The organism is Achromobacter dolens, from assembly GCF_902859745.1.
Lineage (GTDB): Bacteria > Pseudomonadota > Gammaproteobacteria > Burkholderiales > Burkholderiaceae_B > Achromobacter > Achromobacter dolens.
Genome location: NZ_CADIJW010000058.1, coordinates 1 through 25,660 on the forward strand (window position 1 = coordinate 1; position 25,660 = coordinate 25,660).

Here is a 25,660-nt window from a genome sequence, read left to right on the forward strand (position 1 = left end):
CGGCGCGTCCGGCCGCCGCCCGGCCGGCCGCGCACAGCGCCACCGGCGCCGCGGCCCCCAGCCTGGGCAGCGGTCGCTGGGAAGCCTCGCGACAATTCACCGACGCGCACGGCCGCAGCCTGTCTTTCGCCCGCTACACGCCGCCGGCCGTGCCGCGCCAGGGTATGCCGCTGGTGGTGATGCTGCATGGCTGTCGCCAGACCGCGCTGGCGTTCGCGCGCGGGTCGCGCATGAACCAGTGGGCCGACGCCGGCGGATTCATGGTGCTGTACCCGCAGCAATCGATGACGCGGCAGGTGCAGCGCTGCTGGCGCTGGTTCCAGCCCGACGCGCAGCACGGCGGCGCCGAGGCCGACCTGATCGCCGCCTTGATCCAGACCGAGGTGGCGCGCCACGGGCTGGACCCTGAACGCGTCTACATCGCCGGCCTGTCGGCCGGCGCCGGCATGGCCGGGCTGGTGGCGCTGCGCCATCCCGCGCTGATCGCCGCGCTGGCGATGCATTCCGGGCCGGTGCTGGGCGACGCGCACAGTGCCGCGGCCGGCCTGAACACGATGCGCCGCGGCTCGGTCAAGCCGTTGCTGCCGCTATTGCAGGGCGTGGCGGATCCCGCCGCGTTCGCGCTCGGCATGCCGGCCATGATCCTGCAGGGGCAGATGGATCCGGCGGTGGCGCCGCGCAATGCCAGGCAATTGTTCGAGCAGTTCCGCGCCCTGAACGGGCTGGCGGCGGACGAGCCGCCGGTCGAGCGGGTGCTGGGCCTTGGCACCGAGAAGGCCTATCGCCGCGTCGATCTGTTGCGGGGCCGCAAGATCGTGCTGCGGTTGTGCGAAATCACCCGCGTCGAGCACGGCTGGAGCGGCGGCGATGCCTCGGTGCGCTATCACGCGCGCAGCGGCCCGGATGCCTCGGCGCTGATCTGGCGGTTCTTCCAGGGGCAGCGGCGCGTGGTCGCGTAGCGCGCCTGCGGGCAAGGGCGGCGGGGTGGCCTGACGGCGGCCAGCGCGTTATTGTTCAGGAAACGGAAACAGACATGTCGTCCCCGGCGCCGGCCGGCCGTCGCGGCGCGGCGCTAACATCGCGCCACGCCCGCGGACCCGGCGCCGTTCCCGCGCCCGGCCGGGCAAGCCTATTCGGAACTCATCATCATGTCCCTGTCCATCTACCAGGCCTCGGTGCCTGTCTTCATCCGCGGTTTGAGCGTGCTGGCCGCGCTGCTGGAAAAGGGCGCCGCCCACGCGGCCGCCAACGGCATCGATCCGGCCGAGCTGGTCAATGCCCGCCTGGCCCCCGACATGTACCCGCTGTCGGGGCAGGTGCAACGCGCCAGCGACGCCTCCAAGTTCGCCACGCAGCGCCTGTCGCAGGTCGAATCGCCCAGGTTTCCCGATGAGGAAACCACATTCGAGCAATTGCAGAAGCGCATCGCCGACACCATCGCCTACCTGCGTTCGGTGCCGGCCGAGGCGCTCGAGGGCGCCGAGGGCCGTAAGATCACGCTCAGCTTCGGCGAGTTCAAGCCCGAATTCCAGGGCGATGCCTACCTGCTGACGTTCGCGCTGCCGAACTTCTATTTCCACGTCACCACCGCCTACGACATCCTGCGCCACGCCGGCGTGCCGATCGGCAAGCTGGACTTCCTGGGGCCGTACACGGCCTGACGCCGCGTCGGGGCGTCCCGCACGCCCTCGCCGGTACGCCCTCGCCGGTATGCCCGCGCCCTTGCGGACGCGGGCCGGGCGGGCGCTTGAAGCGGCGGGTCAGCCCGGCTGCTTCGAGCGATCGCCGCAGCCTTCCATCTCGCCCATCCGGGCCATGTTGCGCTGGATTTCCTCCGGCGTCAGGTCTTCCTTGTGGGTGGCGATCGACCAGCGGTGGCCGAACGGATCCACCACCTGGCCGTAGCGGTCGCCCCAGAACATGTCGGCCGCCGGCATGGTGACCTGCGCGCCCGCCGCCACCGCCTGCTTGATCGCGGCATCCACATCCTGCACGTACAGGTGCAACGTTACCGGCGAACCCTTGAGCGCCTTTGGGCCCAGGCTGCCCCATTCGGGGAAGTCATCCATCAGCATCACCACCGAATCGCCGATGCGGATGGCGGCATGCATCACCTTGCCGCCGGGGGCCGGCAGGCGCGTCAGTTCCTTGGCATCGAACGCCTTGCGGTAGAAGGCAATGGCATCCGAGGCGCCTTCGCACACGATGTGCGGGGTCAGGGTGTGCATGCCGTCGGGAATCGCTTGCTTTGCGGGGGTGGCCATGATGTGTCTCCGATAACCGTGAAAAAGAGGGGTACTTGGGGGACGGGCGCCGGCGACTGCGCAGTCCGGCCCGTCCTGTTCCCACGACGAATGGGCGGCGCCGGGATCGACAGGCCGCCGCGATTTTTTTTTCAACCGCGGGCCGACTTGCCCACCAGGGTGGTGAAGCCGCCCCAGCACATGCGCTTGAAATCGAACACGCCCTCGCAGGACATGCTCGTCAGGCGCGGGTCGGCCATGACCTTGGCGTTGATGCGGTCGCGTTCGGCCTTGCTGGCGAACGCGATCCAGGAGAACACCACCGTCTCGCCCTCGCGCGCGCCGGCGGCGGCGCTGAACGAGCCGAAGCCCTCGCCGTCGATGTCGTCGGCCACGCACTCGCGGAATTCCAGCGCGCCGCATTCCAGCCAGATCGAGCCGGCCAGCTCGGCCATCTTGCGATAAGTCTCGATGTTGGCCTTGGGCACGCTCAGCAGGTAACCATCTATGTACTGTTCCATCCGATGCTCCTTGATTCCGTGTCGTTGTACGCGCCCCCCGCAGGCCCGCATCGCCGCGGCGGCCGCGCCGGCAGCCATGCCGGTAGTTGTCACTGTATCGGGATCGGCAGCGCTTTCAGATAGGCGATTGCGACATTCTTGAGGGTGGATTGCGACAGGTCTGTCGGCGTATGCTGGTGGGCATGAAAAACATCGCCTTCCTGCTGCCGGCCGGCGCCAATATCGCGTCGCTGGAAACAGCCCGGCACGGCTTCCTGGTGGCCAATGAGTACCTGGCCGCGCAGGGGCGCGCGCCGCAATTCCAGGTGCGCACGCTGGCCGCCACGCGCCAGGTCAGCCTGGACGACGGCCGCATCACGGTGCAGGCCGACCTGGTGCTGGACGAGGCCCGCGATATCGACATCTGCATCGCGCCGCCGCTGCTGGGCGCGGTGTCGGACGTGGTGCTGTCCAACCGCGAACTGGTCGATTGGATCGCCCGGCACTATCGCGGCGGCGGCGAGGTCGCCAGCCTGTGCCTGGGGGCGGCGCTGCTGGCCGCCGGCGGCCTGCTCGACGGCCAGCAGGCGGTGGTGCACTGGGCCGCGCGCAACCTGTACGCCAGCCTGTTTCCGGCGGTGGATTGGAGCATCGACCGCGTGGTCCATTCCGGCAACGGCATCTACACCAGCGGCGGCGCATTCTCGGCCGCGCACCTGGTGCTGCACCTGATCGAGAAATACACCGACCGCGACACCGCCATCTGGTGCGCCAAGTACTTCCAGCTCGACTGGAGCCGCCAGAGCCAATTGCCGTTCTCGGTGTTCATGGGGCAGAAGGCGCACGCCGACCAGATGGTGCGCGCGGTGCAGGACTTCATCGAAAGCCGCTACACCGAAAAGATCACCGTCGAGGACCTGGCCGATCGCCACGCGCTCGGCCGCCGCACGCTCGAACGGCGTTTTCGCCAGGCCACCGGCAACAGCATCGTCGAGTACGTGCAGCGCGTGCGCGTCGAAGCCGCCAAGCGGCGCCTGGAAAGCTCGCGCAAGAGCGTGTCGGAAGTGATGTACGAGGTCGGCTACAACGACACCAAGGCCTTTCGCGACATCTTCAATAAATACTGCGGCATGTCGCCGGTGGGCTACCGCGAACGCTACCAGTAGTCGGCCCGCGTCAGCCCGCGCGCCGGCGCGCCACGGGGAAACCCGATATAAAACTTTGCACAGCCTCCATGATCCAGCGTTATGCGTGGCGGCCGGCTGTTTGCCGCGTCGTGGGGAAATAGTCCATGGAATCAGGGCGTTAGCGTCTCCGTCTGGCGCCCGTCCGTGGCCCGGCGCGGCGGCTTCGCGCCGTTTCCCAATTGCCCGCGGGCATGCATGATGGTGCCTCCTGCCAGGCGCCGCCACGGCGCGCCGGGCCATGCGTTGGGACTTTTCTTGATGACAGACTTCGATCTGACCTTGCACAACGGCCGCATCGTCACGGCCGATGCCGACTTCGTCGGCGACATCGGCATTGTGGACGGCGCCATTGCCGCGATCGCGACCTCGCTGCCGGCGGGCCGCCGCGCCATAGACGCGGCCGGCCGGCTGGTCATGCCGGGCGGCATCGACAGCCACTGCCACGTGGAACAGCTTTCCAGCATGGGCGTGCTGTGCGCCGACGACTGGCACACCGCCTCGATCTCGGCGGCCCATGGGGGCAACACCACCATCGTGCCGTTCGCGGCGCAGCATCGCGGCCAGTCGCTGCGCCAGGTCGCCGAGGCCTACGCCGCCTCGGCCGCCGAGAAATCGGTGATCGACTACAGCTACCACCTGATCATCTCGGACCCCACGCCCGATACCTTGAACCGCGACCTGCCCGAGCTGATCCGCGCCGGCATCACCTCGTTCAAGGTCTTCATGACCTACGACAAGCTCAAGCTGGACGACCGCCAGTTGCTGGACGTGTTCGCCATCGCCGCGCGCGAGGGCGCGCTGCCGATGGTGCACGCCGAGAACAACGACGTCATCAGTTGGATCGCGCGCCACCTGCTGGCGGCGGGCCACACCGCGCCCAAGTACCACGCCGTCAGCCACGATCCGATCGCGGAGAACGAGGCCACGCAGCGCGCCATCAGCCTGGCCGCGGTGCTGGAAGTGCCGGTGCTGATCGTGCACGTCTCGACCCAGGGCGGCGCGCAGGCGATCCACGCCGCGCAGACGCTGGGCGCGCCGGTGTACGGCGAGACCTGCCCGCACTACCTGCTGCTGACCGCCGAGGATATCGACATCCCCGGCGTCGAGGGCGCCAAGTTCTGCTGCAGCCCGCCGCCGCGCGACCCGCTGTCGCAGCAGGCGCTGTGGCAGAGCCTGGACAGCGGCACGCTGGCGCTGCTGTCGTCCGATCACGCGCCGTACCGCTATGACGAATCCGGCAAGCTGCCGGCCGGCGAGGCGACCACGTTCAAGCAGATCGCCAACGGCCTGCCGGGCCTGGAAGTGCGCATGCCGCTGCTGTTTTCCGAAGGCGTGCGCAGCGGCCGCCTGACGCTGCAGCAGTTCGTGGCGCTGACCTCGACCAATCACGCCCGCATGTACGGCCTGTACCCGAAGAAGGGCACGCTGGCGGTGGGCGCGGACGCCGACATCGCGATCTGGGATCCGGAGAAGACCGTGACCCTGCGCGCCGCCGACCTGCACGACGCGGTCGGCTACACGCCCTATGAAGGCCGCCAGGTCACCGGCTGGCCCACCACGGTGATCAGCCGCGGCGACGTGATCGTGGACGACGGCGTGCTGCGCGCCGAGCGCGGCCGCGGCCAGTTCATCGCCCGCGGCCTGCCCGCCCCGCTGCAGAAGGCGCGCGAGATCAGCCCGCGCGCCGCCTTGCTGCGCAAGATTTTCCCGGCCGTGATCGCGTCCTGAGCGACACGGCCCTCAACGCATAGCGATAGAACCCCGGAGACTGACATCGTGAGCAACGCAACCCATGCGCGCAAAATGGACCTCGCGGTCGCCCAGATGGGCGCCGTCAACCTGGCCGACACCCGCGCGGTGGTGGTCCGCCGCCTCGTCGAGATGATGCGCGAAGCCGCGGCCCGCAAGGCCGAGTTCGTGGTCTTTCCCGAACTGGCGCTGACCACCTTCTTCCCGCGCTACTGGATGGAAGACGCCGAGGCGGTCGATCGCTTCTTTGAAAAGAGCATGCCCAACGCCGACGTGCAGCCGCTGTTCGACACCGCGCGCGAGCTCGGCATCGGCTTCTACCTGGGCTACGCCGAACTGACCCCGGAAGGGCGCCAGTTCAACACCGCCATCCTGGTCGACCGCCAGGCCAAAATCATCGGCAAGTACCGCAAGATCCACCTGCCGGGCCATTCCGACCACAAGCCGGAGGCGCCGTTCCAGCACCTGGAGAAGAAGTTCTTCGAGGTCGGCGACCTGGGCTTCGGCGTCTGGGAGACCAACGACGTCAAGATCGGCATGTGCCTGTGCAATGACCGCCGCTGGCCCGAGACCTACCGCGTGATGTCGCTGCAGAGCGCCGAGCTGATCGTGCTGGGCTACAACACGCCGTCGTTGAACATCCACTGGAACGAGCCGGCGCACCTGCGCACCACCACGCACGAGATCGTGCTGCAGGCCAGCGCCTACCAGAACGCGGTGTGGGTCGCCGCCGCCGCCAAGTGCGGCCACGAGGATGGCCACCACATGATCGGCAGCTCCATGATCGTGGCGCCGTCGGGCGAGATCGTGGCCCGCTCGAGCGGCGAGGAAGACGAAGTCATCACCGCCCGCATCGACCTGGGCATGGGCCAGACCTTCCGCGACCACGTCTTCAACTTCGCCAAGCACCGCAGCCCGCAGCACTACAAGCTGATCATCGAGCGCACCGGCGCCGGCGAACCGCTGCCGGTGGCGCAAATCGATTAGGTCCGCTTGAGGATTGCCTGCGTCATCGCGGGCAACTCCTTTTTGACGATCTGGGAAAACTGCGTCAGGAAGGCCTTGGCGATGGACGGGGGCGGCTCGATCCGCGAATGAGACACGTACACGAACAGCGGGATCGCCGGCTCAACGCGGCGCACCGCCAGCCCGTGCATCAGGGCGTCGGTCAGGCCATACGAGTCCACCAGCGCCACGCCGACGCCCTGGCGCACGAACGAGCACGCGGTCTGCGACGAGCGCACTTCGATCGCCGGGGCCAGGATGTCGCGGCCCTGCGGATCGAGATGCGCGTACAGCGTCTCGCCCAGCGGCGTGTCGCGGCTGTAGCCCACCAGCATCTCGCCGGCCAGCATGTCCGGCAGGATCACGCGCTCGCGCGCCAGGCGGTGGCCCGCCGGCAGCACGCAGACGATTTCGCCCTGCGCCAGCTCGGTGGTGATCAGGTTGGGATGCTCCGGCTTGAAGATGGAGATGGCGATGTCGGCGTAGCCCAGCAGCAGTTGCGGCAGCAGCGCGTCCATGCCCAGTGGCCGGTAGCGGATGCGCACGCCGGGGTTGCGGGCGCAGAACTTCGCGGTTGCCGCCGGGATCAGCCACTCGCCGAAGCTGGGGCTGGACACCACGCTGACCAGGCCGCCGCCGTGGCCGGCCAGGCCCGCGGCCATGTCGTTCAGGCGGTTGACGCCGGCCTGGATCGATTCCACTTCCTGGAACAGCTTGCGCGCTTCCTTGGTGGGATGCAGGCGGCCCTTGAAACGCTCGAACAGCGCATAGCCAAGGCGCAGTTCGATCGATGCCAGCACCCGGCTGATGGCCGGCTGGGTCACGTGCAGCAGCCGCCCGGCCGCGCTCAACGAGCCCGTGATCATGATGGCGTGGAATACCTCGATCTGGCGCAGATTCAACGGCGCGGAAGACCGGACCTTTCCGGGTAACTCAGACATGCTGCGTGCTTTCCTCTTGACCCGGGCGGTGCGCCGGCGCTTGCCGGCCCGCCTCTATTGCAAGGATTCTACTCAATCGTGCCCAACGCCCGCATCCTCCTCGTAAACCCGAATTCCCTGGACAAGGTGACCGAGGCCATCGGCCGCGCGGTCGAGCCGTTCCGCCACCTGCCGCTGGATTTCCGCTGCCTGACGTCCGCCGGCGGGCCGGCCGGCATCCAGAACCAGGCCGAGGCCGACGCCAGCATCGCGCCCATGACCGAGCTGGTGCGGCGCGAGGCGGCCGGCGCCGACGCCGTGATCGTGGCCTGCTTCAGCGATCCGGGGCTGCATGGCCTGCGCGACCTGGCGCCGGTGCCCGTGCTGGGCATCGGCGAATGCTCGGTGCTGACGGCAATGAGCATCGGCGCCCGCGTCGGCGTCATCGCCATCGCCGGGGCCGCCATCCCGCGCCACCTGCGCTACTTCCGCGCCATGGGCGTGGCCGACCGCATCTGCGGCGAACTGGCGCTGGACCTGCGCGTGAGCGACCTGGCCGACGCCGAACTGGCGTTCCAGCGCATGGCGACAGTGGGCAGGACCCTGCGCGACGCCCACGGCGCCGACGTGCTCATCATGGGGTGCGCGGGCATGGCGGACCTGCGCGCGCGGCTGCAGGAGGCCTGCGGCCTGCCGGTGGTGGAGCCGACCCAGGCCGCCGTGGCCATGGCGGTCGGGCGGATCTTCGGCGGCGCTTGAACGGCCGCGGGGGGCGGCAGCGCATCGGCCATGCCGGCGCCGTGGCGCGCGCATGGCCGATGCGGCGTTACGCCGCCTGCTGCACGTAGTGGCCGGCGGCCACTTGCACCAGTTGGGCCACGACCGGGTTGTCGCCCACCTTGCGGATCGGGCTCGGAATCTCGCGGGCCGCGCGCGCGCTGCGCTGGTGGCGCCGCGCCGGATCCGGCACCGGCACCGCCGACAGCAGCCGCTGCGTATAGGGATGGCGCGGCCGGTGCAGCACCTCCTGGGTCGGGCCGATCTCGACGATCTGGCCCATGTACATCACCGCCACGCGGTGGCTGACCTTTTCCACCACCGCGATGTCGTGCGAGATGAACAGGTACGACAGGCCCATCTCGCCCTGCAGCTCCTTCATCAGCTCGATCACGCGCGCCTGCACCGACACGTCCAGCGCCGACACCGGCTCGTCGGCCACGATGATCCTGGGATTCACGCTCAGCGCGCGGGCGATGCACAGGCGCTGGCGCTGGCCGCCCGAGAACTGATGAGCGTAACGGTCCAGGAAGTCGCGCGGCAGGCTGACCCGTTCCAGCAACTGGGCGGCGCGCTCGCGGCGCTGCTCGCGGCTGTGGCCGCCATGCACCTTGAGCGGTTCGCTGACCAGGTCCCAGGCGTGCAGGCGCGGATTGAGCGACGCATACGGGTCCTGGAAGATCATCTGGATGTGGCGCCGCATCGCGCGCATCTGCTCGGGCGTCATGTGGGTGACGTCCTGGCCGGCCAGGCGGATCGAGCCGGCGCTCGGCTGCACCAGCTTCATCAGCAGGCGCCCGGTGGTCGACTTGCCCGAGCCGGACTCGCCCACCAGCGCCAGCGTCTCGCCGGCGCGCAAGTCGAACGACACGCCCTCGACGGCGTGCACGTTGGCCACCACCTTGCCGAAGGCGCCGGCCTTGACCGGAAAGCGCTTGGCCAGGCCCGACACTTCCAGCACCGCCGGGCGCTCCCGCACCATGGCTTCGTCGGGCGAACCGTCGCCCAGCCGCGGCACCGCGGCCAGCAGGTCGCGCGTGTAGGGCTGCGTGGGCGCCTCGAACAGCGTCGCGGTGGCGCTTTCCTCGATCCTGTCGCCGTGCCGCATCACCACCACGCGATCGGCGATCTCGGCCACCACGCCCATGTCGTGCGTGATGAACAGCACCGCCATGCCGACCTCGCGCTGCAGGTCGCGGATCAGGTCGATGATCTCGGCCTGCACCGTGACGTCGAGCGCGGTGGTCGGTTCGTCGGCGATCAGGAGCTGCGGCCGGCAGGCCAGCGCCATCGCGATCATCACGCGCTGGCGCATGCCGCCGGACAGGTCGCCGGGATACTGCGTCATGCGGCGTTCGGGTTCGGACATCTTCACCGCCACCAGCATCTCCTGGGCGCGCCGCCAGGCCTCCTGGCGCGAGATGTCCTGGTGCAGCAGATAGACTTCGGCCAGTTGGTCGCCCACCGTCATCACCGGGTTGAGCGAGGTCATCGGCTCCTGGAAGATCATCGAGATCTCGTTGCCGCGGATGCGCCGCAATGCCGGTTCCTCCAGCCCGAACAGGTCCACCTCGCGGCCGTCGCGCGGCACGAAGCGGGCGCTGCCGGCGGCGATGCGGCCGCCGGCGCGCTCGATCAGGCGCAGGATCGACAGCGCCGTCACCGATTTGCCGGAGCCGGACTCGCCCACCAGCGCCACCGTTTCGCCGCGGCCGATGGTGAAGTCCAGCGACTTCACCGCCCGATACGGTCGGGCGCGGGCGCCGAACTCGACGCTCAGGCCCCGCACCGCCAGTAAGGTCTCGCTCATGGGGATGCTCCGTCAGGCGCGGCTGGGAAAGACGCGCGGCGACATGGCGTCGATGTCGCGGCCGGCGTAGTCGCGCTGCGCCACGGTGGCGATGGTCCGCGCCTGGGCGCGCTCCACTTCCTGCATGGCGCGTTCGATGTCGATGGTCAGCAGCTTGCCGTCCCTGACCACCTGCTCGCCGTCCACGTATACGTCGCGGATGGCGCGGTCGCCGGCCGAATAGATCAGGCTGCGCAGCGGCTCGCGGCCAGGCCGCATGTACGGATGCGACAGGTCGACCAGCGAGAAGTCGGCCTTGCCGCCGACCGCGATGCGGCCGATGTCCTCGCGGCCCAGCATGCGCGCGCCGTTGATCGTGGCGGCGTTGAACACTTCCTCGGTGGACGCGGCGCGGAAATGGCCGGCCTGCAGCCGGGCCACGTAGCAGGCCAGCCGCATTTCATCGAGCATGTTGTGCGGGAAGGTATCGGTGCCGATGCCGACGTTGATGCCGGCGCGCAGGTAGCGGCCCAGAAAGCTCAGCGCGATGCCGCGCCGCGCGAACACCGTCGGACAGTGCGCCACGTGCGCGCCGGAGCGTTGCAGCAGGCCGAAGTCATCGGCGTGCGGCCAATACAGCGCGCGGTGGTCGTTCAGGAAGATGCCGTGGCCGATGATGAGGCCGCCATCGAGCAGGCCCTGGTCATCGAGCCATTCGATCGGCGTGCGGCCGTGGCGGCGCGTCATCTCCGAGAATTCGACCACGCTCTGCGCGGCGTGGATCTGCATCGGGACGCCCAGGCGGCGCGCGGCGTCCCGTGCCGCCTTGAGCAGTTCGGGCGAGCAGGTGTCGACCTGCGAGGGGCACAGCATGGCGCCCAGGCGGCCGCTGGGGTGGTTGATGGCGCTGTCGGCCACCGCCAGGGCGGCCTCGAACGACTTGAGCGCCGCCGCTTCATCCCAGGTGTATTCGACCGAATGGCCGTCGTTGGTGCGCCAGGCGGCCGAGCGGAACATCGGGCCCAGCACCCCACGGATGCCGGCCGCCGCCACCACGTCGGCCCAGCCGGGGCGCGGCAGCGACATGTCCACGAAGGTGGTCACGCCGCTCAGCAGCATCTCGGCCATCGCCACCTGGTTGGAGTACTGCGCCGTCTCGATGCCGGTGCGGAACACCGGCATGTATTCGTACAGCGAGCTCTGGCCCAGCCTGTCGCTGCCCAGTTCTTCCAGCAGCCCGCGGTTGCCCGGCTCGGAAGAGGGATGGCTGTGGACGTTCACCAGGCCTGGCATCGCCATCAGGCCGTTGCCGGCCACGACCCGGTCGGCCGGACCGGCATAGTCCTTGCCGGCATGGATGACGGTGTTGCCGCGCATCACCAGGTCGGCGTTCTCGATATAGACGTGCGAGCCCAGCGCCTCGTCCCAGGCCACCAGGGTGGCGAGCTGCTTGAAATGGGTGATGCGGGTTGGATTGGTGTCGCTCACGGGAGACTCTCTGTGCGGCGGAATCAGGAGAAGGGCGGCGCGGGGGGGCGCCGCCCGGTGCGGTTTACTTCAACTCGATGTCCAGGCCCTTGTAGGCGGCGGCGCCGAAGATGCCGTGCGCACGCATCGGCTTCAAGCGCGGCCCGCCCACCAGGTACAGCGAGTCGTGGTACAGCGGAATCCACGCCACGCCGTCGGAGATCTTGGTCAGCGCCTTGGACAGGATCGCATCGCCGCTCCTGGCGTCCAGCGCCTCGCTGCCCTCGGCCAGCCAGCGGTCGGTGTCGGCGTCCTTCCAGTTCATGCGGTTCGGGGTCGGGATGCTGCTGGACAGGAAGTAGCTGTTGAGCGCCTCGCCCGTGCTCATGTAGCCGAAGCTCATGCTGAATTCATCGAACTCCTGCGTGGCCAGCTTGCCCCAGGCCGAAGTCGAGTCGAACAGTTGCACGCGCAGGTCGGCGCCGACCTTCTTCATGTCGCCCTGCACGGCTTCCATGATGTCTTTCCAGTAGCCGGTGATGCCGTAGTGCAGCAGCGACAGCTTCTGGCCGTCCTTGTAGCGGTAGCCGTCCTTGCCCATCTTCCAGCCGGCTTCGTCCAGCAGCTTGTTGGCGGCGGCCGGGTCGTAGCGGTAGGCGTCGTTGGAGCCGGCGGGGGTGTTGGTGGCCAGCATGCTGGTGGCGGGCACCGCCTCGCCGAAGGTGATGGCCTCGGTCAGCGCCTTGCGGTTGATCGCCAGGTTGAGGGCGCGGCGCACGTTCACGTCCGTCAGCATCGGCTTGTCGATCTTGAAGCCGAGGAAGAAGGTCCAGTAGAACGGGTCGGCCTTGCTGACGAACAGGCGCTTGTCGGCCTTCAGGTCCTTGATGGCCCACTGCGGCAGGTAGCGCGACAGGTCGGCCTGGCCGCTTTGCAGCGCGGTCAGGCGGGTGCTTTCCTCGGGCACGATCTTCCAGACGATCTTGTCGACCTTGGGCGTCGGGTCCTTGTAGATCGCCGGGCCCCACTTGTAGCCGGCATGGCGGGTCAGCACCACTTCATTGCGCGGCGACCAGCTCTGGAAGCAGTACGGACCGGTGCCGTCGAAGGCCTTGACGCCGTAGTCCTGGCCCAGCGCCTTGACCTGGTCGATGTTGATGACCGAGTGCATGTAGTGCGCCATCTGCTGCAGCAGCTCGTTGTAGGGCTTCTTCAGCTTGTAGACCACGGTGACGTCGTCGGGCGCGGTGATGCTGTCGACCGGACCGGCGCGCCAGCGCTCCAGGCCCTTGGTTTCCGGGTCCAGCCAGCGGGTGTAGCTGGCGACCACGTCCTTGGCCGTCATCTTGCGGCCGCTGCAGAACGTCACGTCGTCGCGCAGGCTGAAGGTGTAGGTCAGGCCGTCCGGCGAGATGGTCCAGCTCTTGGCCAGCGCCGGCACCGGCGTCTTCATGTCGTAGTCCAGGCCCACCATGGTGTCGGCGGCCATGAACAGCACTTCGGCCGCGCCGCGCGCGGTGGTGCGGTGCGGGTCGTACTTGTCGGTGTCCAGCTCGCGCAGGATCAGGACGGTCTTTTCGGCCTGCGCCAGCGCGGGCGCGGGGGCGGCCAGCAGGCAGGTCAAGGCCAGCGGCGCGAGGGCCAGTCCCTGGATGGTCTTCATATTGCGGTTCCCCTGTGTGGTTTGTGGTGTGTGGCCGGGCCTGCCGCGGTTCAGAACCGCAGCTTGGGATCGAGCGCGTCGCGCAGGCTGTCGCCCAGCAGGTTGAAGGCAAGCACGATGAAGAAGATGGTCATCGTGGGAATGGTCGAGATGTGCGGGAAGATCTGCAGGAACTTGCGGCCGTCGGCGGCCATGCTGCCCAGTTCCGCGAACGGCGGCTGCGGTCCCAGCCCCAGGAACGACAGCACGGAGCCCAGCAGGATGGTGTGGCCCAGTTGCAGCGTGGCGTAGATCATCAGCATCGACGAGCAGTTCGGCAGCAGATAACGCGTGATCAGGTAAAAGTTGCCGAAGCCCATGGCGTGGCCGGCCTCCATGTATTCCTGCTTCATCACCACCATCGCCGAGCCGCGCGCGATGCGCGCCATGCCGGGAATCGCCGAGATCCCCAGCGCCAGCACCATGCTGGTGGTGCCGGGGCCCATCAGCGCCGACAGGCTAAGGCCGAACAGGATCGCCGGGAACGACAGCAGCACGTCGACCACACGCATGATGACGCCTTCCAACGGTCGGTAGTAGGCGGCCAGGATGCCGAGCAGGGCGCCCAGGCCGGAGCCACCGATCACCGCCAGCACGCTCAGCATCAGCGTGGCGCGGATGCCGTAGATCACACGCGACAGGATGTCGCGGCCCTGCACGTCGGTGCCCAGCAGATAGTGGACGCCATCGGCCGAGGTCCAGCCCGGCGCCTTGCGGGCGATGGCCATGTTGGTCGAATACGGATCGTGCGGCGCCAGCCAGGGGGCGAACAGCGCCACCAGCACGATCGCGATCACCGCCAGCAGCGACAGCAGCAGGATGGGATCGCGGCGCAGGCGCGACGCGATGCGCGTCAGCGGCGTGGCGATGGCCTGGGGCGGCAGTCCGCCCATCGAGGAAGTGGTGCCTGCGCTCATGATTTGTTGCCCCGTGGATCCAGGTAGCCGTAGAGCAGATCCACGATCAGGTTGATGAGGATGAAGCCCAGCGCGGTCACCAGGATCGCGCCCTGGGCCAGCGGGAAATCGCCGGCGAAGATGGCGCCGACCGCCATGCGGCCCACGCCCGGCCAGGAATAGATCTGTTCGGTGACCACGGCGCCGCCCAGCAGGTTGCCCACCTGCAGGCCCACCAGTGTCACGATCGGCAGCAGCGCGTTGCGCAGCGCGTGGCGCAGCAGCACGCGGCGTTCGCCGGCGCCCTTGGCGCGCGCGGTGCGCACGTAGTCGCCGCTGAGCGTCTCGATCACGGCGGTGCGGGTGATGCGCGCCACCGGTCCGATCAGCACCGACCCCAGCGTGAGCGCGGGCAGCGCCAGCGATTGCAGGCCGGCCAGGGTCCAGATCGGGCCGTTGCGGCCGATGTACGGCAGGATGCCGGCGCCGCCGACGTGCTGCACCAGCAGCAGGCCGACCCAGAACACCGGCAGCGACACGCCCACCACCGACAGCGTCATGACGAAGCGGTCGGTCAGCTTGCCGCGGCGGTAGGCGGCCAGCGTGCCCAGCAGGATCGCCAGCGGGATGGACCAGACCACGCTGGCCAGCATCAGCTCGGCCGTCGCGCCGATCGTGGCGCCGATCTCGTCGATCACCGGCACGTTGGAGATCATCGAGCGGCCCAGGTCCAGATGCAGCAGGCGCCACACGTACAGGGACAACTGCTGGACGATCGATTTGTCCAGGCCGAGCTCCTGGCGCACCTGCGCCAGTTCCTCGGCGGTCGCGGTGGGGCCGGCAATCACGGCGGCGGGGTCCGCCGGCGCGACCTGCAGGAGCACGAAGCACACCACCACCACGCCCAGCAGGACGGGCAGCGAGATCGTGAAGCGATTGAGGATCTGGCGGATCATGCGAGGCCCGCGCTAGTCATACGGGCTGGCTCGGGGACTGGCCCGGTGCGCGGCGCGCCCGCGGCGGGCCGTGGGGGGGAAAGGTGAACTGGTCTCGGCATGACACGACCTCGTCTCTGTGGGCGTCCAGGTGCTGCGGTGGCCAAAGAATGCCAGCGCGTCCTGGCGCCGGGGACCCAGGGAAATCCACTATGGGAAGACCGCGGCGAGATTTCGTATTCCCTTCTCAACCAATTGAAATGAAAGGGTTTTTTTCGGGTTTTCGGCGAATGGCGCGACGCCTGCGATAACGCGGTGTTATGAAGCCTGCCTAAAGATTGATAGACACCGGAGCGATAGGCGGCAGGATCGGGACGCCCGGGCGGCGGATGGGCGGCGACGCCCGCATATCCATAGTTGGAATCCTTCGTTGGCGCCGGCTGGCGCGCCTCTTAGCCTGTTTGCTGTGTAAAGCGGGCGTTCGACACCGAAGGGGTGACCGAGGCCGGCGCCGCGCGGCGCCGGACGCCCGCGGGTTTTGTGGAGCGTGCGGTTTGAAGTTCTCTCGTTTCTGGACCCGGGTGCAAGGCCTGGCGGTGGTGTTCCTGTTGGGCGCGATGGCGCCGGCCGGCGCCGCCTATCCCGATAAACCCGTGCGGCTGGTGCTGCCGCTGGCTCCGGGCGGCGCCATGGACGTGCTCGGGCGCGGCCTGGCCGAGCGGCTCGGGGCGCTATGGAAGGTGCCTGTCATCGTCGAGAACCGCGCCGGCGCCGGTGGCAACATTGCCGCCGATCAGGTGGCGCGCGCGGCTCCCGACGGCTATACGCTGCTGCTGACCGGCGACATGCTGGTGGCCAACCAGACCCTGTTCAAGGGTGCCATCAACTACGACCCGGTCAAGAGCTTCGCGCCCATCAGCATCGTGGCGGCGACGCCGCCGGTGATCGTGGTGCGCGCCGATTCGCCCGTCCGCGATATCGCCGGCCTGCGCGACGCGGCCAGCCGGCACGTCCTGAACGTCGGCACCCCGGGCTACGGCAACAGCAACCACCGCGCGCTCACCCGCCTGCAGCAGCAAGTGCAGGGCACTGTCCAGCACGTGCCGTACAAGGGGGCGGGGCCGGCGGTGGTGGCGCTGCTGGGCGGCGAGATCGACGCCGCCATCGTGGCGTTGCCCGCCGTTTCCACCCTGATCGCCAACGGCCAGGTGCGCGCGCTCGCCGTGCTGCAGGACAACCGCAGCGCCACCGTGCCGCAGGTGCCGACGGCGGCGCAGGTCGGGCTGGCGATGGATGGCGACACCGGCTGGTTCGGCCTGCTGGCGCCGGCCGGCACCCCGCCGCAGGTGGTCGACGACGTCTGGCGCGCGGTGCGCCAGGCCGTCACCGAGCCGGATTTCCGCGCGCGCCTGCTGGCCATCGGCTTCGAGCCGATCGCCGACCAGCCGCGCGCGTTCGCCGACCGCATCGTCAGCGACGCCCTCAAATTCCCGGCGCTGCTGCGTGACAGCGGCGTGGCGCTGCAATAACGCTTCACCGACGCGCAAGAGGCCGCCATGCCCATCCTGACCATCGGCAACGCCGAGCTGCATTTCGACATCCAGGGCCAGGGCGACGCCGTGCTGGCGCTGGCCCCCGGCGGCATGCTGTCGCACCGCGAACTGTGGCGCGTGACGCGCGACGGCCGGCCGCGCGAGTATCCGGATCCGGTCGCCGCGCTCGCCAGCCGCTACCGCGTGATCGCCCCGGACCAGCGCAACGCCGGCCGCTCGCGCGCGCCGGTGCTGGCCAGCGACGGCTGGACCACCTATGCGCGGGATCACCTGGGCCTGCTGGACGCGCTGGGCGTGCAGCGCTTCCACGTGATCGGCTCCTGCATCGGTTCGTCGTTCGCGCTCAAGCTGTGCGAGCTGGCGCCCGAACGCGTGGCGTCGGCGATCCTGCAGCAACCCATCGGCATCGCCGGGCAGGAGGGCAAGCGCGGCGAGTCTTTCGACCAATGGGCCGATACCGTGCGCCAGCGCGATCCCGCCATCGACGAACGGGCCCTGGAGGGCCTGCGGCACAACCTGTTCGGCGGCGATTTCGTCTTCAGCGTCAGCCGCGACTTCGTGCGGCGCAACCCGATTCCGCTGCTGATCCTGGGCGGCAACGACCCGTTGCATCCGCGCGCCGTCTCGCTGGAGCTGGCGCAACTGGCGCCCGCGGCCACCCTGGTGGAAGCGTGGAAGACGCAGCCGCGGCGCTACCTCGACGCCATCCAGGACTTCCTGGCGCGGCACCCGGCCTGAGCGCCGCGGGACTGTCAGCGGCGCTGGACGGTACGCGACGCCGGGCGGTGAGCGTCGCCGGGCCGCTACGAGGCCGCCAGCGCCTGCCGCGAGCGCCGCGCCAGGCGTTCGAGCAGGGCGCTGGCCAGGCTTCCCGCCAGCGCGAACCCGACCGCCACCCACAAGGCCCAGGTGGCGCCGGCGCGGGCGTTGAACACAAAGCACGCCGCCACGAAGGCCGCGCCCATCGTCTGGCCCAGCAGCCGCGCCAGGCCGGACAGGCCGCTGGCCACGCTGGCGCGGTGCGCCGGCACGCTGAACATGATGAAGCGCTGGTTGGGCGACAGGAACAACCCGAACCCCGTGCCGCACAACGCCATCGGCAGCATCACCGCCCACATCGGCGCGCCGGCCGGCAGCGCGCTCACCGCTAGCAGGCCGGCGGCCAGCAGCGCCAGGCCGACCATGCCCAGCAGGCTGGCGGACATCCGGTCCGACCACTTGCCCGAGAACGGCGCCAGGCAGGCCCCCATCACCGGCCAGGGCGCGATCAGCATCCCGACCTCGGCGATGTCGCGCCCCAGCGTCTGGTTCAGCAGGAACGGCAGCGCCACCATGGCCGCGCCCTGCGCCGCGAAAGCCAGCACGCACACCAGCACCGCCAGCGAGAAGGGCGCCAGGCGCAGCAGGTCCAGCGGCACGATGGCGTGCGCGCTCAGGCGTTCGCGGCGCCACAGCAACGCCCAGCTCAGCGCCGCGAGCACCCAGATCAGGGCGGTGTTCCCGTCGGGCTGCGCCACGCGTTCCAGGCCCTGCACCGCGAGCCCGAACGCCAGCGCACACAACACGGCCGCGCCGGCATCGAGCGCCTTGCCGTCGCCAGGCAACCTGGGCAGGTGCCGCCCGGCCAGCGCCAGCGCCACCAGGCAGAAGGGCACGTTCACATAGAACAGCCAGTGCCAGCTCAGCACCGTCAGCATCGCCGACGCCAGCACCGGCCCGCCCGCCAGTGAGGCGGCCGCGATCATGGCGTTCAGGCCCATGCCCCGGCCCAGTTCCTCCTTGCGGTAGATGGCGCTCACCAGCGCCATGTTGCAGCCCATCAGCGCCGCGGCGGCCAGGCCCTGCGCGGCCCGGGCCGCCTCCAGCGACCACAGCGACTGCGCCGCGCCGCACCAGACGGAGGCGGCCAGGAACAGCCACAGCGCCGGCAGGAACACCCGCCGGTGGCCGAGCTTTCCGGCCAGGGCGGCCAGCGGCAGCATCGTCGCCACCATGACGAGCTGATAGATCGTGACCACGCCGATCACGTCGGCGGCGCCAACGCCGAGCTGCGCGGCCATCGACGGCAGCGCCGTGTTCGTCATGGAGGTATCGAGCGTCGCCATCGAGATCGACAGGGACACGGCCAGCATCGCGTAGCGGCGCGCGGCGGGTGCCAGGGGAGCGGGGAGAGAAGCAGCAGGCGCGAACATTGCGGTATACGGGGGCAGAGAAACGGCTCCCAGTATGAAAGCCGCGATCCTTGCGGTGAATAGCGAAATCCGTAAACCAGCCTTGCAGATATGAAATACTGGAGCCGCATGGCATCCCGGCGGCAAGGGCCGCGAAGCGAGGGCAGGGTGAACCGATCGGAAGGCATGGCGTTGCTGGTGGCGGCCGTGGACCAGGGCAGTCTCAGCGGCGCGTCGCGCGTCAGCGGGGTGTCTTTGGCCTCGGTCAGCCGCCACATCAGCGCGTTGGAGGAGCGCATTGGCACCCGGCTGCTGGTGCGTTCGACCCGGGCGCTGCGTTTGACCGAGGCTGGTCAGCGCTATTACGCCGAGGCCAAGCGCCTGCTGGCGGACATGGACGAACTGGAGAGCAGTATGCGGATCGATGCCGCCGAGCCCTCTGGCCGGCTACGCGTCACGGCGCCGACGCTCTACGGCCGCGTGCATCTGCAGCCGCTGCTGGCCAAGTTCCTGGTGCTGCATCCCAAGGTCACGCTCGACCTGCACCTGCTGGACCGCCCCGTCAACCTGCTGGAAGAGGGCATCGACCTCGCGGTGCTGGTGGGCGAGCAGCCCAGCTCCAGCCTCGTCGCGCGGCGCCTGGGATCCATCCGCTGGGTGCTGAGCGCCTCGCCCGATTACCTGGCGCGGCGCGGCACGCCCCGCAGCCTGCAGGACCTGACCCAACACGACGGCCTGGTGTACAGCCACCTGGCGACCGAGGACATGTGGACGCTGATGGACAAGGGCAAGCCCACCGTCGTGCGGGTGCCGACCCGCATGCGCTCGAACACCGTGGATGGCGTGGTCACCGCCGCCGCGGCCGGCGCCGGCATCGTCTACGCGCCCGCCTGGGCCATCGCCGACCACGTCGCGGCGGGCCGCCTGCAACCCTTGATGGTGGCGTCGGAGACCCCGCCCCGGCCCGTGTTCGCGTTGATGACGCACCAGCGGCTGATGGCCGGCAAGGTCCGCTCGCTGGTGGAGTTCCTGGTGGAAAAACTGCGGGAAAAATCGCTCAACGAGCTATGACCCGCCAGGGCGTGGCGCGTGCCGGCGGGCCGGCGTTCAGAGGCCGTCCAGCAGCGCCTTGCCGGTCTCGTTCGCCGACTTGCCCTGGTTGACGGCATCGGTCAGCGTCGTCACGAACCACGGCAGCACCAGCTTGGTATCGGGGTCGGACAGGCCGACGCGCAGGCGTTCCTGGGGGGCGGCGGGGGCGGCGTCGGCGCTGGCGGAGAGAGCGCTTTGCGCCGGGGCCGACGTGGCGCTGGCGGGCGCGGCCGGCGGTTGGGCCAGGGCGGCGGCGCTGGTCAGCAGCGTGGCGGCAAGCAGGGGAAGGCGGCGAAGGCAGGGCATGGGGAACAGGCTCCAAAAGGCGGGGCGGTTCGATCATCAGCGCCCCGCGGACATCGGCGGGCGCCTGGGAAACCGTTGCCGCTATTGTGTGACGGCGCCGGGCGCCTGGATACCAGGGAGTTGTGATGGTGTGTGAATTTCTGTCCGCGCGCGGCAATCCGGCACAATCCCTGATTCGTGACGGAGAATCCGATGGCTGAAACCGACCCCGGCGGTCCCGCGCAGGCGGACCTGCTGCCCTATACCCACGACGGCATCCCCGCCCAGGAGACCGGGCTGGCCAATCCCGCGGCGCAGGACGGCCGCCTGCGGGTGGTGCTGCTGGCGCCCGACCCAGCATCCGCCGCCCCGTTGCGCGATCGGGCCCGCGAGATTGCCAGCGACCTGGCCGCCCGATCGGACGCCGGCTTGCGTTTCCTCTGGGACGCCGGCCGCACGCCCGACGATCCCGAGCATCCGCCGGCAGCCTTCCTGCAAGGCTTCACGCCCTCCGACCTGGTGGTCGCCACGGACGGCAGCTATGTCGTGCACTTCGCGCCGCACGATGCCGCCTGGTTCATGGCGGGGTATTGGCCGGCGCTGCGCTACTCGGCCGGACATCTGCCGGTGGGCTGGACGTGTGAATCCTGACGCGGCGGGGCGCGGATGGAGCCCGGCGGCCGGGCCGATCCGTCCGCATCCTGCGCCACTGCCCCGGGTCGATCTCTTGACAGTAAACCAACCAACTAGTAGATTGGTTGTCATGAACCTGGAACTTTCCCCCCGCGCCCTCGAAATCGTCGACCAGACCCGGCAGTTGCTGGCGAGCGGCGGCTATCACGGCTTCAGCTATGCCGACATCTCCGAGCGGGTGCGCATCGGCAAGGCCAGCATCCACCACCATTTCCCGACCAAGGCGGACCTGGTGCTGACCGTGGTCACGCGGCATCGCGAGCAGGCCCGCTCGGGGCTGGCGGCGCTGGACCAGCATGTGACGGATCCGCGGGCGCGCTTGATGGCGTATGCGGACTACTGGGCCAAGTGCATCCGCGATGGTTCGATGCCCATGTGCATCTGCGCCATGCTGGCAGCCGAATTGCCGATGATCCCGCAGGCGGTGGCGGACGAGGTGCGCGCCTATTTCGGCGAGCTGACCGCGTGGATCGGGTCGGTGCTGGGCGCGGGTGTCGCCACGGGGCAGTTCCAGTTGCGCAACGGTGTTCTGGTCGAGGCGCAGGCCTTCATGTCCACGATCCACGGCGCGATGCTGACGGCCCGGGCGCTGGGCGCGCCCGAGGCATTCACGGCGATCTCGCACGCGGCCATCAGGCAGTTGTCGACGCCGGCGTGATGGCCGGCCCGCGCGCGCCTTCGGGTGCGCGTTTTTTTGAATGACTTAACCAACCAACTAGTTGGTTGTTTTATGAATTTACCGGGCGTCATTGCCCATGTCTGTCCACGTTGTCGGCGCTGTCGCCAATCCCTGGCCGCGCCTGCGCTTTCAAGGAGCCCTGCCCATGCCGCATCCCATTTCGCCTCTCGGGGCCGCACACACCCTCATCAGCCTGGTCCCCGCCTTCGCGGGCCTGTACAGCTTCGTCCGCTACCGCGGCATCGACAGCGCGACGCCGGTCGGCAAGATCTATCTGGGCGGCCTGGTGGTGGCGGTGCTGACGTCGTTCGGCCTGTCCAGCACGGGTGGATTCAACCCCGGGCATGCGCTGGGCATCCTGGCGTTGCTGTCGGTCGCGGGGGCGCTGCTGCTGTCGCGCCTGCCGCCCCAATCGGCGGCGCGGGCTCATCTGTCGCAACTGGGGTTCGCGTTCAGCTTCTTCCTGATGTGGGTGCCGGGGATCGCGGAGACGCTGACCCGGTTGCCGGTGTCGCATCCGTTGGCCGACGGGCCGCAGTCGCCGCTGGTGCGCGGCGCGCTGGCGACGTGGTTCGCGGTCTTCGTGCTGGGCGCCATCACGCAGCAATGGTGGATCCGTTCGCAGCGTCGCCGCGCGCCGTCCCGCTAGCCAGGTGATGCCGCGCGCGCCGTCGCGCGGCCAGGGGACTTGCCATGAGCGCCAACGCCATTGACCCGATCGATCCGCCGCGCATCGACGCGGTGCGCGACCCGTACCGTCTCGAACGCCTGCACGCGCAACTGCGGACCGACCGCGCGATGCGCGCGCGGGCCGCGGCGTTCTCGCGCATCCACGCCGCGCAGACGCAGGCGGTGTCGGCAACGGCGGCGGTAGCGGCGTCTCAACCAACGCCGCCGGCCGCGCCTGCCGCGACAGCGTCATCCGCGCCGCGCGCCGCGGCCCCGAAAATGGACGCGCCCGGCATCGCGCTCGAACCCTTGCGCGACCAATACACGGCGCATTGCCTGAAGCTCGCGATCCAGGCGTTCCGTGATGAACAGGCTCGGCTGCAGGCGCGCACCGTCGCGACCAACCGGGCCGAACGCGATGCCCAGGCGGCGTTGCAGGCGCGCGCCGAGGCCGCCAATGACCTGGGCACGATTCAGGGCCTGCTGCCGCAACTGCCATATCGCTTCGTGGCGGGGCTGCCGGCGATCCTGCCGTCGCAGATCGTGGCCGCGCCCGGCCCCGCGCCCATCACGGTGGGGCCGGTGGCGCAGGCCGCGGCCTTGCGCAATGCCATCGACGATGCGCTGGCCGGCGATCCCGCCCAGCGCGCTCGCAACCGCCGCCCGCGCCCGAGCGAGGAATGATGCGCGGCCAGCGCAACGCCGGCGGTACGCGCCGAGCGCAGCCGTAACGGGCGCGGCCACCGCCGTCCGCGTCGCTGGCACATGGCGGACACGCACAGGCGCGGCCGCCAGGGCATGCCGGCCAGCGCGCGCCCCGGCTTCGCATTCAGCGTTCCGTAAATCACCTTTCAAAGTCCCTCCAAACCTAGGGTTAGTTCGCGTATCCGGCCGTTTTCGGAAGGACTACATTGACTCATTCATTGGAACCAAGTCTCATTTTTTGGAACTTTATGGCCTCACTCGAAAACGCAGCCATCATTCTTCGCCTGATCAACAAGCTCAATCGCAAGGTCACGGTGACGGACCTGGTCGAGCACCTGGGGATGCCGAAAAGCTCGGCATCGCGCCTGTTGGCGCAGATGAAGGAACTGGGGCTGCTGGACCGTGAGGAGAGCACCCGCGCCTATGGCCCGGGGGTGATGATCCTGGAGCTGTCGCGGATGGTGCGCGAGACCACCTCGTTGTCCGCGCAGATGCAGGACGCGCTCAAGCGCCTGAGCGCCCAGAGCGGCCACACCGGCTACATCTCGGTGCTCGAGGGCCGCGACGTGATGGTGCTGCACGTGCAGCAGGGCTCGCATCCACTGCGCGTCACGACCTATCCCGGACACCGTTCGCCCAGTTGGGCCACCTCGACCGGCCGCGTGCTGCTGGCGCGCGACAGCGACGACAAGGTGGCCAAGCGGCTGGGCAAGCAACTGCCGTTCATTTCCGACGAAGCGCCGCGCACCGTGCCTGACGTGCTGGCGCGTCTGCGCGATGTGCGCGAGTCCGGCTTCGCCGTGGCGATCAACGAGGCCATCCCGGGGGTGGCCTCGGTCAGTTGCGCCGTGAGCGACCCGGTGTCCATGGAGCGCTTCGCCATGTGCCTTTCCTTTCCGGCGGCCCAGGCCGATGCCGCCAGCGTGCAAGCGCTGGCCGCGGACCTGCTGACGGAAGCCAGAAGCCTCGGCCGCATCGTGTGCGATCCGGCCTGGGGATCCCCCGTTCATGCCCTCCACGAGTCAGCACCATGATTGATTCCACCCCCCGTCACGCCGCCCAAGGCGGCGCCACCGCGCAGGAAGACCCGCATCCAAGAGCGCTCTCGCTGTCCAACCTGGTCCTGTTGGCCGCACTGAGCGTGTTTGGCGCGGTGATCGGCATCCAGTTGATCGTGACCCTGGGCGTGACGCCCAACACCTCCATCATCGGCGCGCTGGTGGCGATGATCCTGGCCCGCGTGCCGATGCGCCTGCTGCGCTCCTACCGCTCGGTCCACACGCAGAACCTGGCGCAGACCGCCATCTCCTCGGCCACCTTCGGCGCGGCCAACAGTCTGCTGCTGCCGCTGGCCATTCCCTATCTGCTGGGCCGCCCCGACATGGTGCTGCCGATGTTCCTGGGCGTGGGGCTGGCGATGCTGCTGGACGCCTACATGCTGTATCGCCTGTTCGGCAGTTCGGTGTTCCCGGCCACCGGCGCCTGGCCGCCCGGGGTGGCCGCGGCCGAAGCCATCAAGGCCGGCGACCAGGGCGGCACGCAGGCCAAGCTGCTGGGCCTGGGCATCGTGGTGGGCGCGGTGGGCTCGTGGTTCAAGATCCCGATGTCGGCGTTCGGCGTGGCCTTCATCGGCAACATCTGGGCGCTCGGCATGTTCGGCCTGGGCCTGCTGCTGCGCGGCTATTCCGAGCCGCTGTTCGGCATGGACATCAACAAGCAGTACATCCCGCACGGGGTGATGATCGGCGCCGGGCTGGTGGCGCTGATCCAGGTGGCGATGGTCATGCGCGGCAAGGCCGGCCCCAAGGCCAGCGGCCCGGCCGGTCCCAGCGTCGGCAGCAGCCTGCGCCTGGGCGGGGTGGGGTACATCCTGCTGTCCGCCGGCATTTCGCTGCTGGCCGGGCTGTATGCCGACATGCCGCTGCCGATGCTGCTGGGCTTCATCCTTTATGCCGCCTTCGCCGCGCTGGTGCACGAGCTCATCGTCGGCATCGCCGCCATGCACTCGGGCTGGTTCCCGGCGTTCGCGGTGGCGCTCATCACCTTGCTGCTGGGCCTGTTGATCGGCTTTCCGCCGCATGCGCTGGCGATCCTGTGCGGTTTCTCGGTGGCGACCGGCCCGGCCTTCGCGGACATGGGCTACGACCTCAAGGCCGGCTTCATGCTGCGCGGCAACGGCGCCGACATGGCTCTCGAACTGGAAGGCCGCAAGCAGCAGTTGATTGCCGCCATGCTGGCCTTCCTGATCGCGATCCCGGTGGTGTACTTCAGCTATGGCGCGCTGTTCGCGGGCGGCCAACTGCCGCCGGTGGCCAAGGTCTACGTGGCCACCATCAACGCCGGCGCCACGCCGGGCATCGCGCAGATGCTGCTGGTATGGGCCATTCCCGGCGCCATCATCCAGTTGATCGGCGGCCCCAAGCGCCAGCTCGGCGTGTTGCTGGCCACCGGCCTGCTGATCGCCAACCCGCTGGCGGGCTGGGCCGTGGCGGCGGGTATCGCGCTGCGCCTGTTGATCGAGAAGGTCGGCGGCGAAAAGCACCGCAACCACATGGAAGTGTTTGCCGGCGGGATCATCGCGGGCGACGCCATCTTCAGCTTCTTCAGCGCCGCCATCACCTCTCATTTTGGCAAGAAGTGATT

At 69.2% G+C, this 25,660-nt stretch carries 25 protein-coding genes; 15 read left to right on the forward strand and 10 right to left on the reverse strand.

Annotated elements, in window-relative coordinates:
• Together HV783_RS25730 and HV783_RS25735 are read left to right on the forward strand one after the other, a co-directional pair.
• A partial coding sequence (locus HV783_RS25730; RefSeq protein WP_175190133.1) for an extracellular catalytic domain type 1 short-chain-length polyhydroxyalkanoate depolymerase occupies positions 1-959 on the forward strand: 959 nt, incomplete at its 5' end.
• Between the two features lie 189 nt (positions 960-1,148).
• Positions 1,149-1,661, forward strand: coding sequence for a DUF1993 domain-containing protein (locus tag HV783_RS25735; RefSeq protein ID WP_054502916.1), 513 nt, complete (start codon positions 1,149-1,151; stop codon positions 1,659-1,661).
• Between the two features lie 99 nt (positions 1,662-1,760).
• On the opposite strand, the gene HV783_RS25740 is transcribed toward HV783_RS25735, so the two are convergent.
• Together HV783_RS25740 and HV783_RS25745 are read right to left on the reverse strand one after the other, a co-directional pair.
• Positions 1,761-2,264, reverse strand: a complete 504-nt coding sequence (locus HV783_RS25740; protein WP_054502915.1) for a VOC family protein — start codon at positions 2,262-2,264, stop codon at positions 1,761-1,763.
• 131 nt (positions 2,265-2,395) lie between these two features.
• The gene (locus tag HV783_RS25745) at positions 2,396-2,764 is read right to left on the reverse strand and encodes a DUF1428 domain-containing protein (protein WP_175190134.1); all 369 of its coding nucleotides are present in this window, start codon (positions 2,762-2,764) and stop codon (positions 2,396-2,398) included.
• 170 nt (positions 2,765-2,934) lie between these two features.
• On the opposite strand from HV783_RS25745, the gene HV783_RS25750 reads away from it, so the two are divergent.
• The 3 genes from HV783_RS25750 to HV783_RS25760 all read left to right on the forward strand — a co-directional run bounded on the left by HV783_RS25750 (position 2,935) and on the right by HV783_RS25760 (position 6,666).
• Positions 2,935-3,909, forward strand: a complete 975-nt coding sequence (locus HV783_RS25750) for a GlxA family transcriptional regulator (RefSeq protein WP_175190135.1) — start codon at positions 2,935-2,937, stop codon at positions 3,907-3,909.
• Between the two features lie 279 nt (positions 3,910-4,188).
• On the forward strand, positions 4,189-5,658 hold the full coding sequence (hydA, locus tag HV783_RS25755) for a dihydropyrimidinase (RefSeq protein ID WP_175190136.1): 1,470 nt from the start codon (positions 4,189-4,191) through the stop codon (positions 5,656-5,658).
• Between the two features lie 75 nt (positions 5,659-5,733).
• On the forward strand, positions 5,734-6,666 hold the full coding sequence (locus HV783_RS25760) for an N-carbamoyl-D-amino-acid hydrolase (protein ID WP_175190142.1): 933 nt from the start codon (positions 5,734-5,736) through the stop codon (positions 6,664-6,666).
• On the opposite strand, the gene HV783_RS25765 is transcribed toward HV783_RS25760, so the two are convergent.
• Positions 6,663-7,625 (reverse strand): LysR family transcriptional regulator, encoded by a 963-nt coding sequence (locus HV783_RS25765; RefSeq protein ID WP_054502910.1) that lies wholly within the window; start codon positions 7,623-7,625, stop codon positions 6,663-6,665. The two genes, HV783_RS25760 and HV783_RS25765, sit on opposite strands and share 4 nt — an antisense overlap.
• Positions 7,626-7,703: 78 nt before the next feature.
• Between HV783_RS25765 and HV783_RS25770 the strand changes: the two genes are divergently transcribed.
• Positions 7,704-8,363, forward strand: a complete 660-nt coding sequence (locus HV783_RS25770) for an aspartate/glutamate racemase family protein (protein ID WP_054502909.1) — start codon at positions 7,704-7,706, stop codon at positions 8,361-8,363.
• Between the two features lie 67 nt (positions 8,364-8,430).
• On the opposite strand, the gene HV783_RS25775 is transcribed toward HV783_RS25770, so the two are convergent.
• The 5 genes from HV783_RS25775 to HV783_RS25795 all read right to left on the reverse strand — a co-directional run bounded on the left by HV783_RS25775 (position 8,431) and on the right by HV783_RS25795 (position 15,191).
• Positions 8,431-10,191, reverse strand: a complete 1,761-nt coding sequence (locus HV783_RS25775) for an ABC transporter ATP-binding protein (protein WP_175190137.1) — start codon at positions 10,189-10,191, stop codon at positions 8,431-8,433.
• Between the two features lie 12 nt (positions 10,192-10,203).
• Complete coding sequence (locus HV783_RS25780) at positions 10,204-11,658, reverse strand: amidohydrolase family protein (RefSeq protein ID WP_175190138.1); 1,455 nt, start codon at positions 11,656-11,658, stop codon at positions 10,204-10,206.
• Between the two features lie 64 nt (positions 11,659-11,722).
• On the reverse strand, positions 11,723-13,300 hold the full coding sequence (locus HV783_RS25785) for an ABC transporter substrate-binding protein (RefSeq protein WP_054502906.1): 1,578 nt from the start codon (positions 13,298-13,300) through the stop codon (positions 11,723-11,725).
• A 50-nt stretch (positions 13,301-13,350) separates the two neighbouring features.
• A complete protein-coding gene (locus HV783_RS25790) occupies positions 13,351-14,256 on the reverse strand; it encodes an ABC transporter permease (protein ID WP_231133056.1) in 906 nt (301 codons plus the stop codon).
• Positions 14,253-15,191, reverse strand: coding sequence for an ABC transporter permease (locus tag HV783_RS25795; RefSeq protein WP_054502904.1), 939 nt, complete (start codon positions 15,189-15,191; stop codon positions 14,253-14,255). Before HV783_RS25795 ends, HV783_RS25790 begins: the two co-directional genes overlap by 4 nt.
• 533 nt (positions 15,192-15,724) lie before the next feature.
• On the opposite strand from HV783_RS25795, the gene HV783_RS25800 reads away from it, so the two are divergent.
• Positions 15,725-16,699 carry a Bug family tripartite tricarboxylate transporter substrate binding protein gene (locus HV783_RS25800; protein ID WP_054502903.1) on the forward strand — a complete coding sequence of 325 codons (975 nt, stop codon included), beginning with the start codon at positions 15,725-15,727 and terminating at the stop codon, positions 16,697-16,699.
• Positions 16,700-16,726: 27 nt separating this feature from the next.
• On the forward strand, positions 16,727-17,461 hold the full coding sequence (locus HV783_RS25805) for an alpha/beta fold hydrolase (RefSeq protein WP_054502902.1): 735 nt from the start codon (positions 16,727-16,729) through the stop codon (positions 17,459-17,461).
• 65 nt (positions 17,462-17,526) lie between these two features.
• Here HV783_RS25805 and HV783_RS25810 read toward each other — a convergent pair whose 3' ends face one another.
• Complete coding sequence (locus HV783_RS25810; RefSeq protein ID WP_254604043.1) at positions 17,527-18,915, reverse strand: MFS transporter; 1,389 nt, start codon at positions 18,913-18,915, stop codon at positions 17,527-17,529.
• A 147-nt stretch (positions 18,916-19,062) separates the two neighbouring features.
• On the opposite strand from HV783_RS25810, the gene HV783_RS25815 reads away from it, so the two are divergent.
• A complete protein-coding gene (locus HV783_RS25815) occupies positions 19,063-19,965 on the forward strand; it encodes a LysR family transcriptional regulator (RefSeq protein WP_240806379.1) in 903 nt (300 codons plus the stop codon).
• Positions 19,966-20,001: 36 nt separating this feature from the next.
• Here the strand turns inward: HV783_RS25815 and HV783_RS25820 are convergent, their stop codons facing one another.
• Positions 20,002-20,292 (reverse strand): hypothetical protein, encoded by a 291-nt coding sequence (locus HV783_RS25820; RefSeq protein WP_054502899.1) that lies wholly within the window; start codon positions 20,290-20,292, stop codon positions 20,002-20,004.
• Positions 20,293-20,484: 192 nt separating this feature from the next.
• Between HV783_RS25820 and HV783_RS25825 the strand changes: the two genes are divergently transcribed.
• The 6 genes from HV783_RS25825 (at position 20,485) to HV783_RS25850 (ending at position 25,658) form a co-directional block, all read left to right on the forward strand.
• Positions 20,485-20,922, forward strand: a complete 438-nt coding sequence (locus HV783_RS25825) for a hypothetical protein (protein WP_254604044.1) — start codon at positions 20,485-20,487, stop codon at positions 20,920-20,922.
• A 112-nt stretch (positions 20,923-21,034) separates the two neighbouring features.
• Complete coding sequence (locus tag HV783_RS25830) at positions 21,035-21,622, forward strand: TetR/AcrR family transcriptional regulator (protein WP_054502898.1); 588 nt, start codon at positions 21,035-21,037, stop codon at positions 21,620-21,622.
• Positions 21,623-21,788: 166 nt separating this feature from the next.
• Positions 21,789-22,292 (forward strand): hypothetical protein, encoded by a 504-nt coding sequence (locus HV783_RS25835; RefSeq protein ID WP_054502897.1) that lies wholly within the window; start codon positions 21,789-21,791, stop codon positions 22,290-22,292.
• Between the two features lie 44 nt (positions 22,293-22,336).
• The gene (locus tag HV783_RS25840; protein ID WP_175190139.1) at positions 22,337-22,996 is read left to right on the forward strand and encodes a hypothetical protein; all 660 of its coding nucleotides are present in this window, start codon (positions 22,337-22,339) and stop codon (positions 22,994-22,996) included.
• A 269-nt stretch (positions 22,997-23,265) separates the two neighbouring features.
• On the forward strand, positions 23,266-24,051 hold the full coding sequence (locus HV783_RS25845; RefSeq protein ID WP_054502895.1) for an IclR family transcriptional regulator: 786 nt from the start codon (positions 23,266-23,268) through the stop codon (positions 24,049-24,051).
• Complete coding sequence (locus HV783_RS25850; RefSeq protein WP_116791798.1) at positions 24,048-25,658, forward strand: OPT/YSL family transporter; 1,611 nt, start codon at positions 24,048-24,050, stop codon at positions 25,656-25,658. Before HV783_RS25845 ends, HV783_RS25850 begins: the two co-directional genes overlap by 4 nt.
• The last annotated feature ends 2 nt before the right edge of the window (positions 25,659-25,660 follow it).

What these genes read in the sequence shown, in the direction of transcription:
- HV783_RS25850 (WP_116791798.1), top strand. Translation starts at nt 24,048, where the DNA reads ATGATTGATTCCACCCCCCGTCACGCCGCCCAAGGCGGCGCCACCGCG.
- HV783_RS25790 (WP_231133056.1), bottom strand. Translation starts at nt 14,256, where the DNA reads ATGAGCGCAGGCACCACTTCCTCGATGGGCGGACTGCCGCCCCAGGCC.
- HV783_RS25840 (WP_175190139.1), top strand. Translation starts at nt 22,337, where the DNA reads ATGAGCGCCAACGCCATTGACCCGATCGATCCGCCGCGCATCGACGCG.
- HV783_RS25835 (WP_054502897.1), top strand. Translation starts at nt 21,789, where the DNA reads ATGCCGCATCCCATTTCGCCTCTCGGGGCCGCACACACCCTCATCAGC.
- HV783_RS25820 (WP_054502899.1), bottom strand. Translation starts at nt 20,292, where the DNA reads ATGCCCTGCCTTCGCCGCCTTCCCCTGCTTGCCGCCACGCTGCTGACC.
- HV783_RS25805 (WP_054502902.1), top strand. Translation starts at nt 16,727, where the DNA reads ATGCCCATCCTGACCATCGGCAACGCCGAGCTGCATTTCGACATCCAG.
- HV783_RS25775 (WP_175190137.1), bottom strand. Translation starts at nt 10,191, where the DNA reads ATGAGCGAGACCTTACTGGCGGTGCGGGGCCTGAGCGTCGAGTTCGGC.
- hydA (WP_175190136.1), top strand. Translation starts at nt 4,189, where the DNA reads ATGACAGACTTCGATCTGACCTTGCACAACGGCCGCATCGTCACGGCC.
- HV783_RS25735 (WP_054502916.1), top strand. Translation starts at nt 1,149, where the DNA reads ATGTCCCTGTCCATCTACCAGGCCTCGGTGCCTGTCTTCATCCGCGGT.
- HV783_RS25845 (WP_054502895.1), top strand. Translation starts at nt 23,266, where the DNA reads ATGGCCTCACTCGAAAACGCAGCCATCATTCTTCGCCTGATCAACAAG.
- HV783_RS25740 (WP_054502915.1), bottom strand. Translation starts at nt 2,264, where the DNA reads ATGGCCACCCCCGCAAAGCAAGCGATTCCCGACGGCATGCACACCCTG.
- HV783_RS25810 (WP_254604043.1), bottom strand. Translation starts at nt 18,915, where the DNA reads ATGTTCGCGCCTGCTGCTTCTCTCCCCGCTCCCCTGGCACCCGCCGCG.
- HV783_RS25750 (WP_175190135.1), top strand. Translation starts at nt 2,935, where the DNA reads ATGCTGGTGGGCATGAAAAACATCGCCTTCCTGCTGCCGGCCGGCGCC.
- HV783_RS25795 (WP_054502904.1), bottom strand. Translation starts at nt 15,191, where the DNA reads ATGATCCGCCAGATCCTCAATCGCTTCACGATCTCGCTGCCCGTCCTG.
- HV783_RS25760 (WP_175190142.1), top strand. Translation starts at nt 5,734, where the DNA reads ATGGACCTCGCGGTCGCCCAGATGGGCGCCGTCAACCTGGCCGACACC.
- HV783_RS25830 (WP_054502898.1), top strand. Translation starts at nt 21,035, where the DNA reads ATGAACCTGGAACTTTCCCCCCGCGCCCTCGAAATCGTCGACCAGACC.
- HV783_RS25745 (WP_175190134.1), bottom strand. Translation starts at nt 2,764, where the DNA reads ATGGAACAGTACATAGATGGTTACCTGCTGAGCGTGCCCAAGGCCAAC.
- HV783_RS25825 (WP_254604044.1), top strand. Translation starts at nt 20,485, where the DNA reads ATGGCTGAAACCGACCCCGGCGGTCCCGCGCAGGCGGACCTGCTGCCC.
- HV783_RS25785 (WP_054502906.1), bottom strand. Translation starts at nt 13,300, where the DNA reads ATGAAGACCATCCAGGGACTGGCCCTCGCGCCGCTGGCCTTGACCTGC.
- HV783_RS25765 (WP_054502910.1), bottom strand. Translation starts at nt 7,625, where the DNA reads ATGTCTGAGTTACCCGGAAAGGTCCGGTCTTCCGCGCCGTTGAATCTG.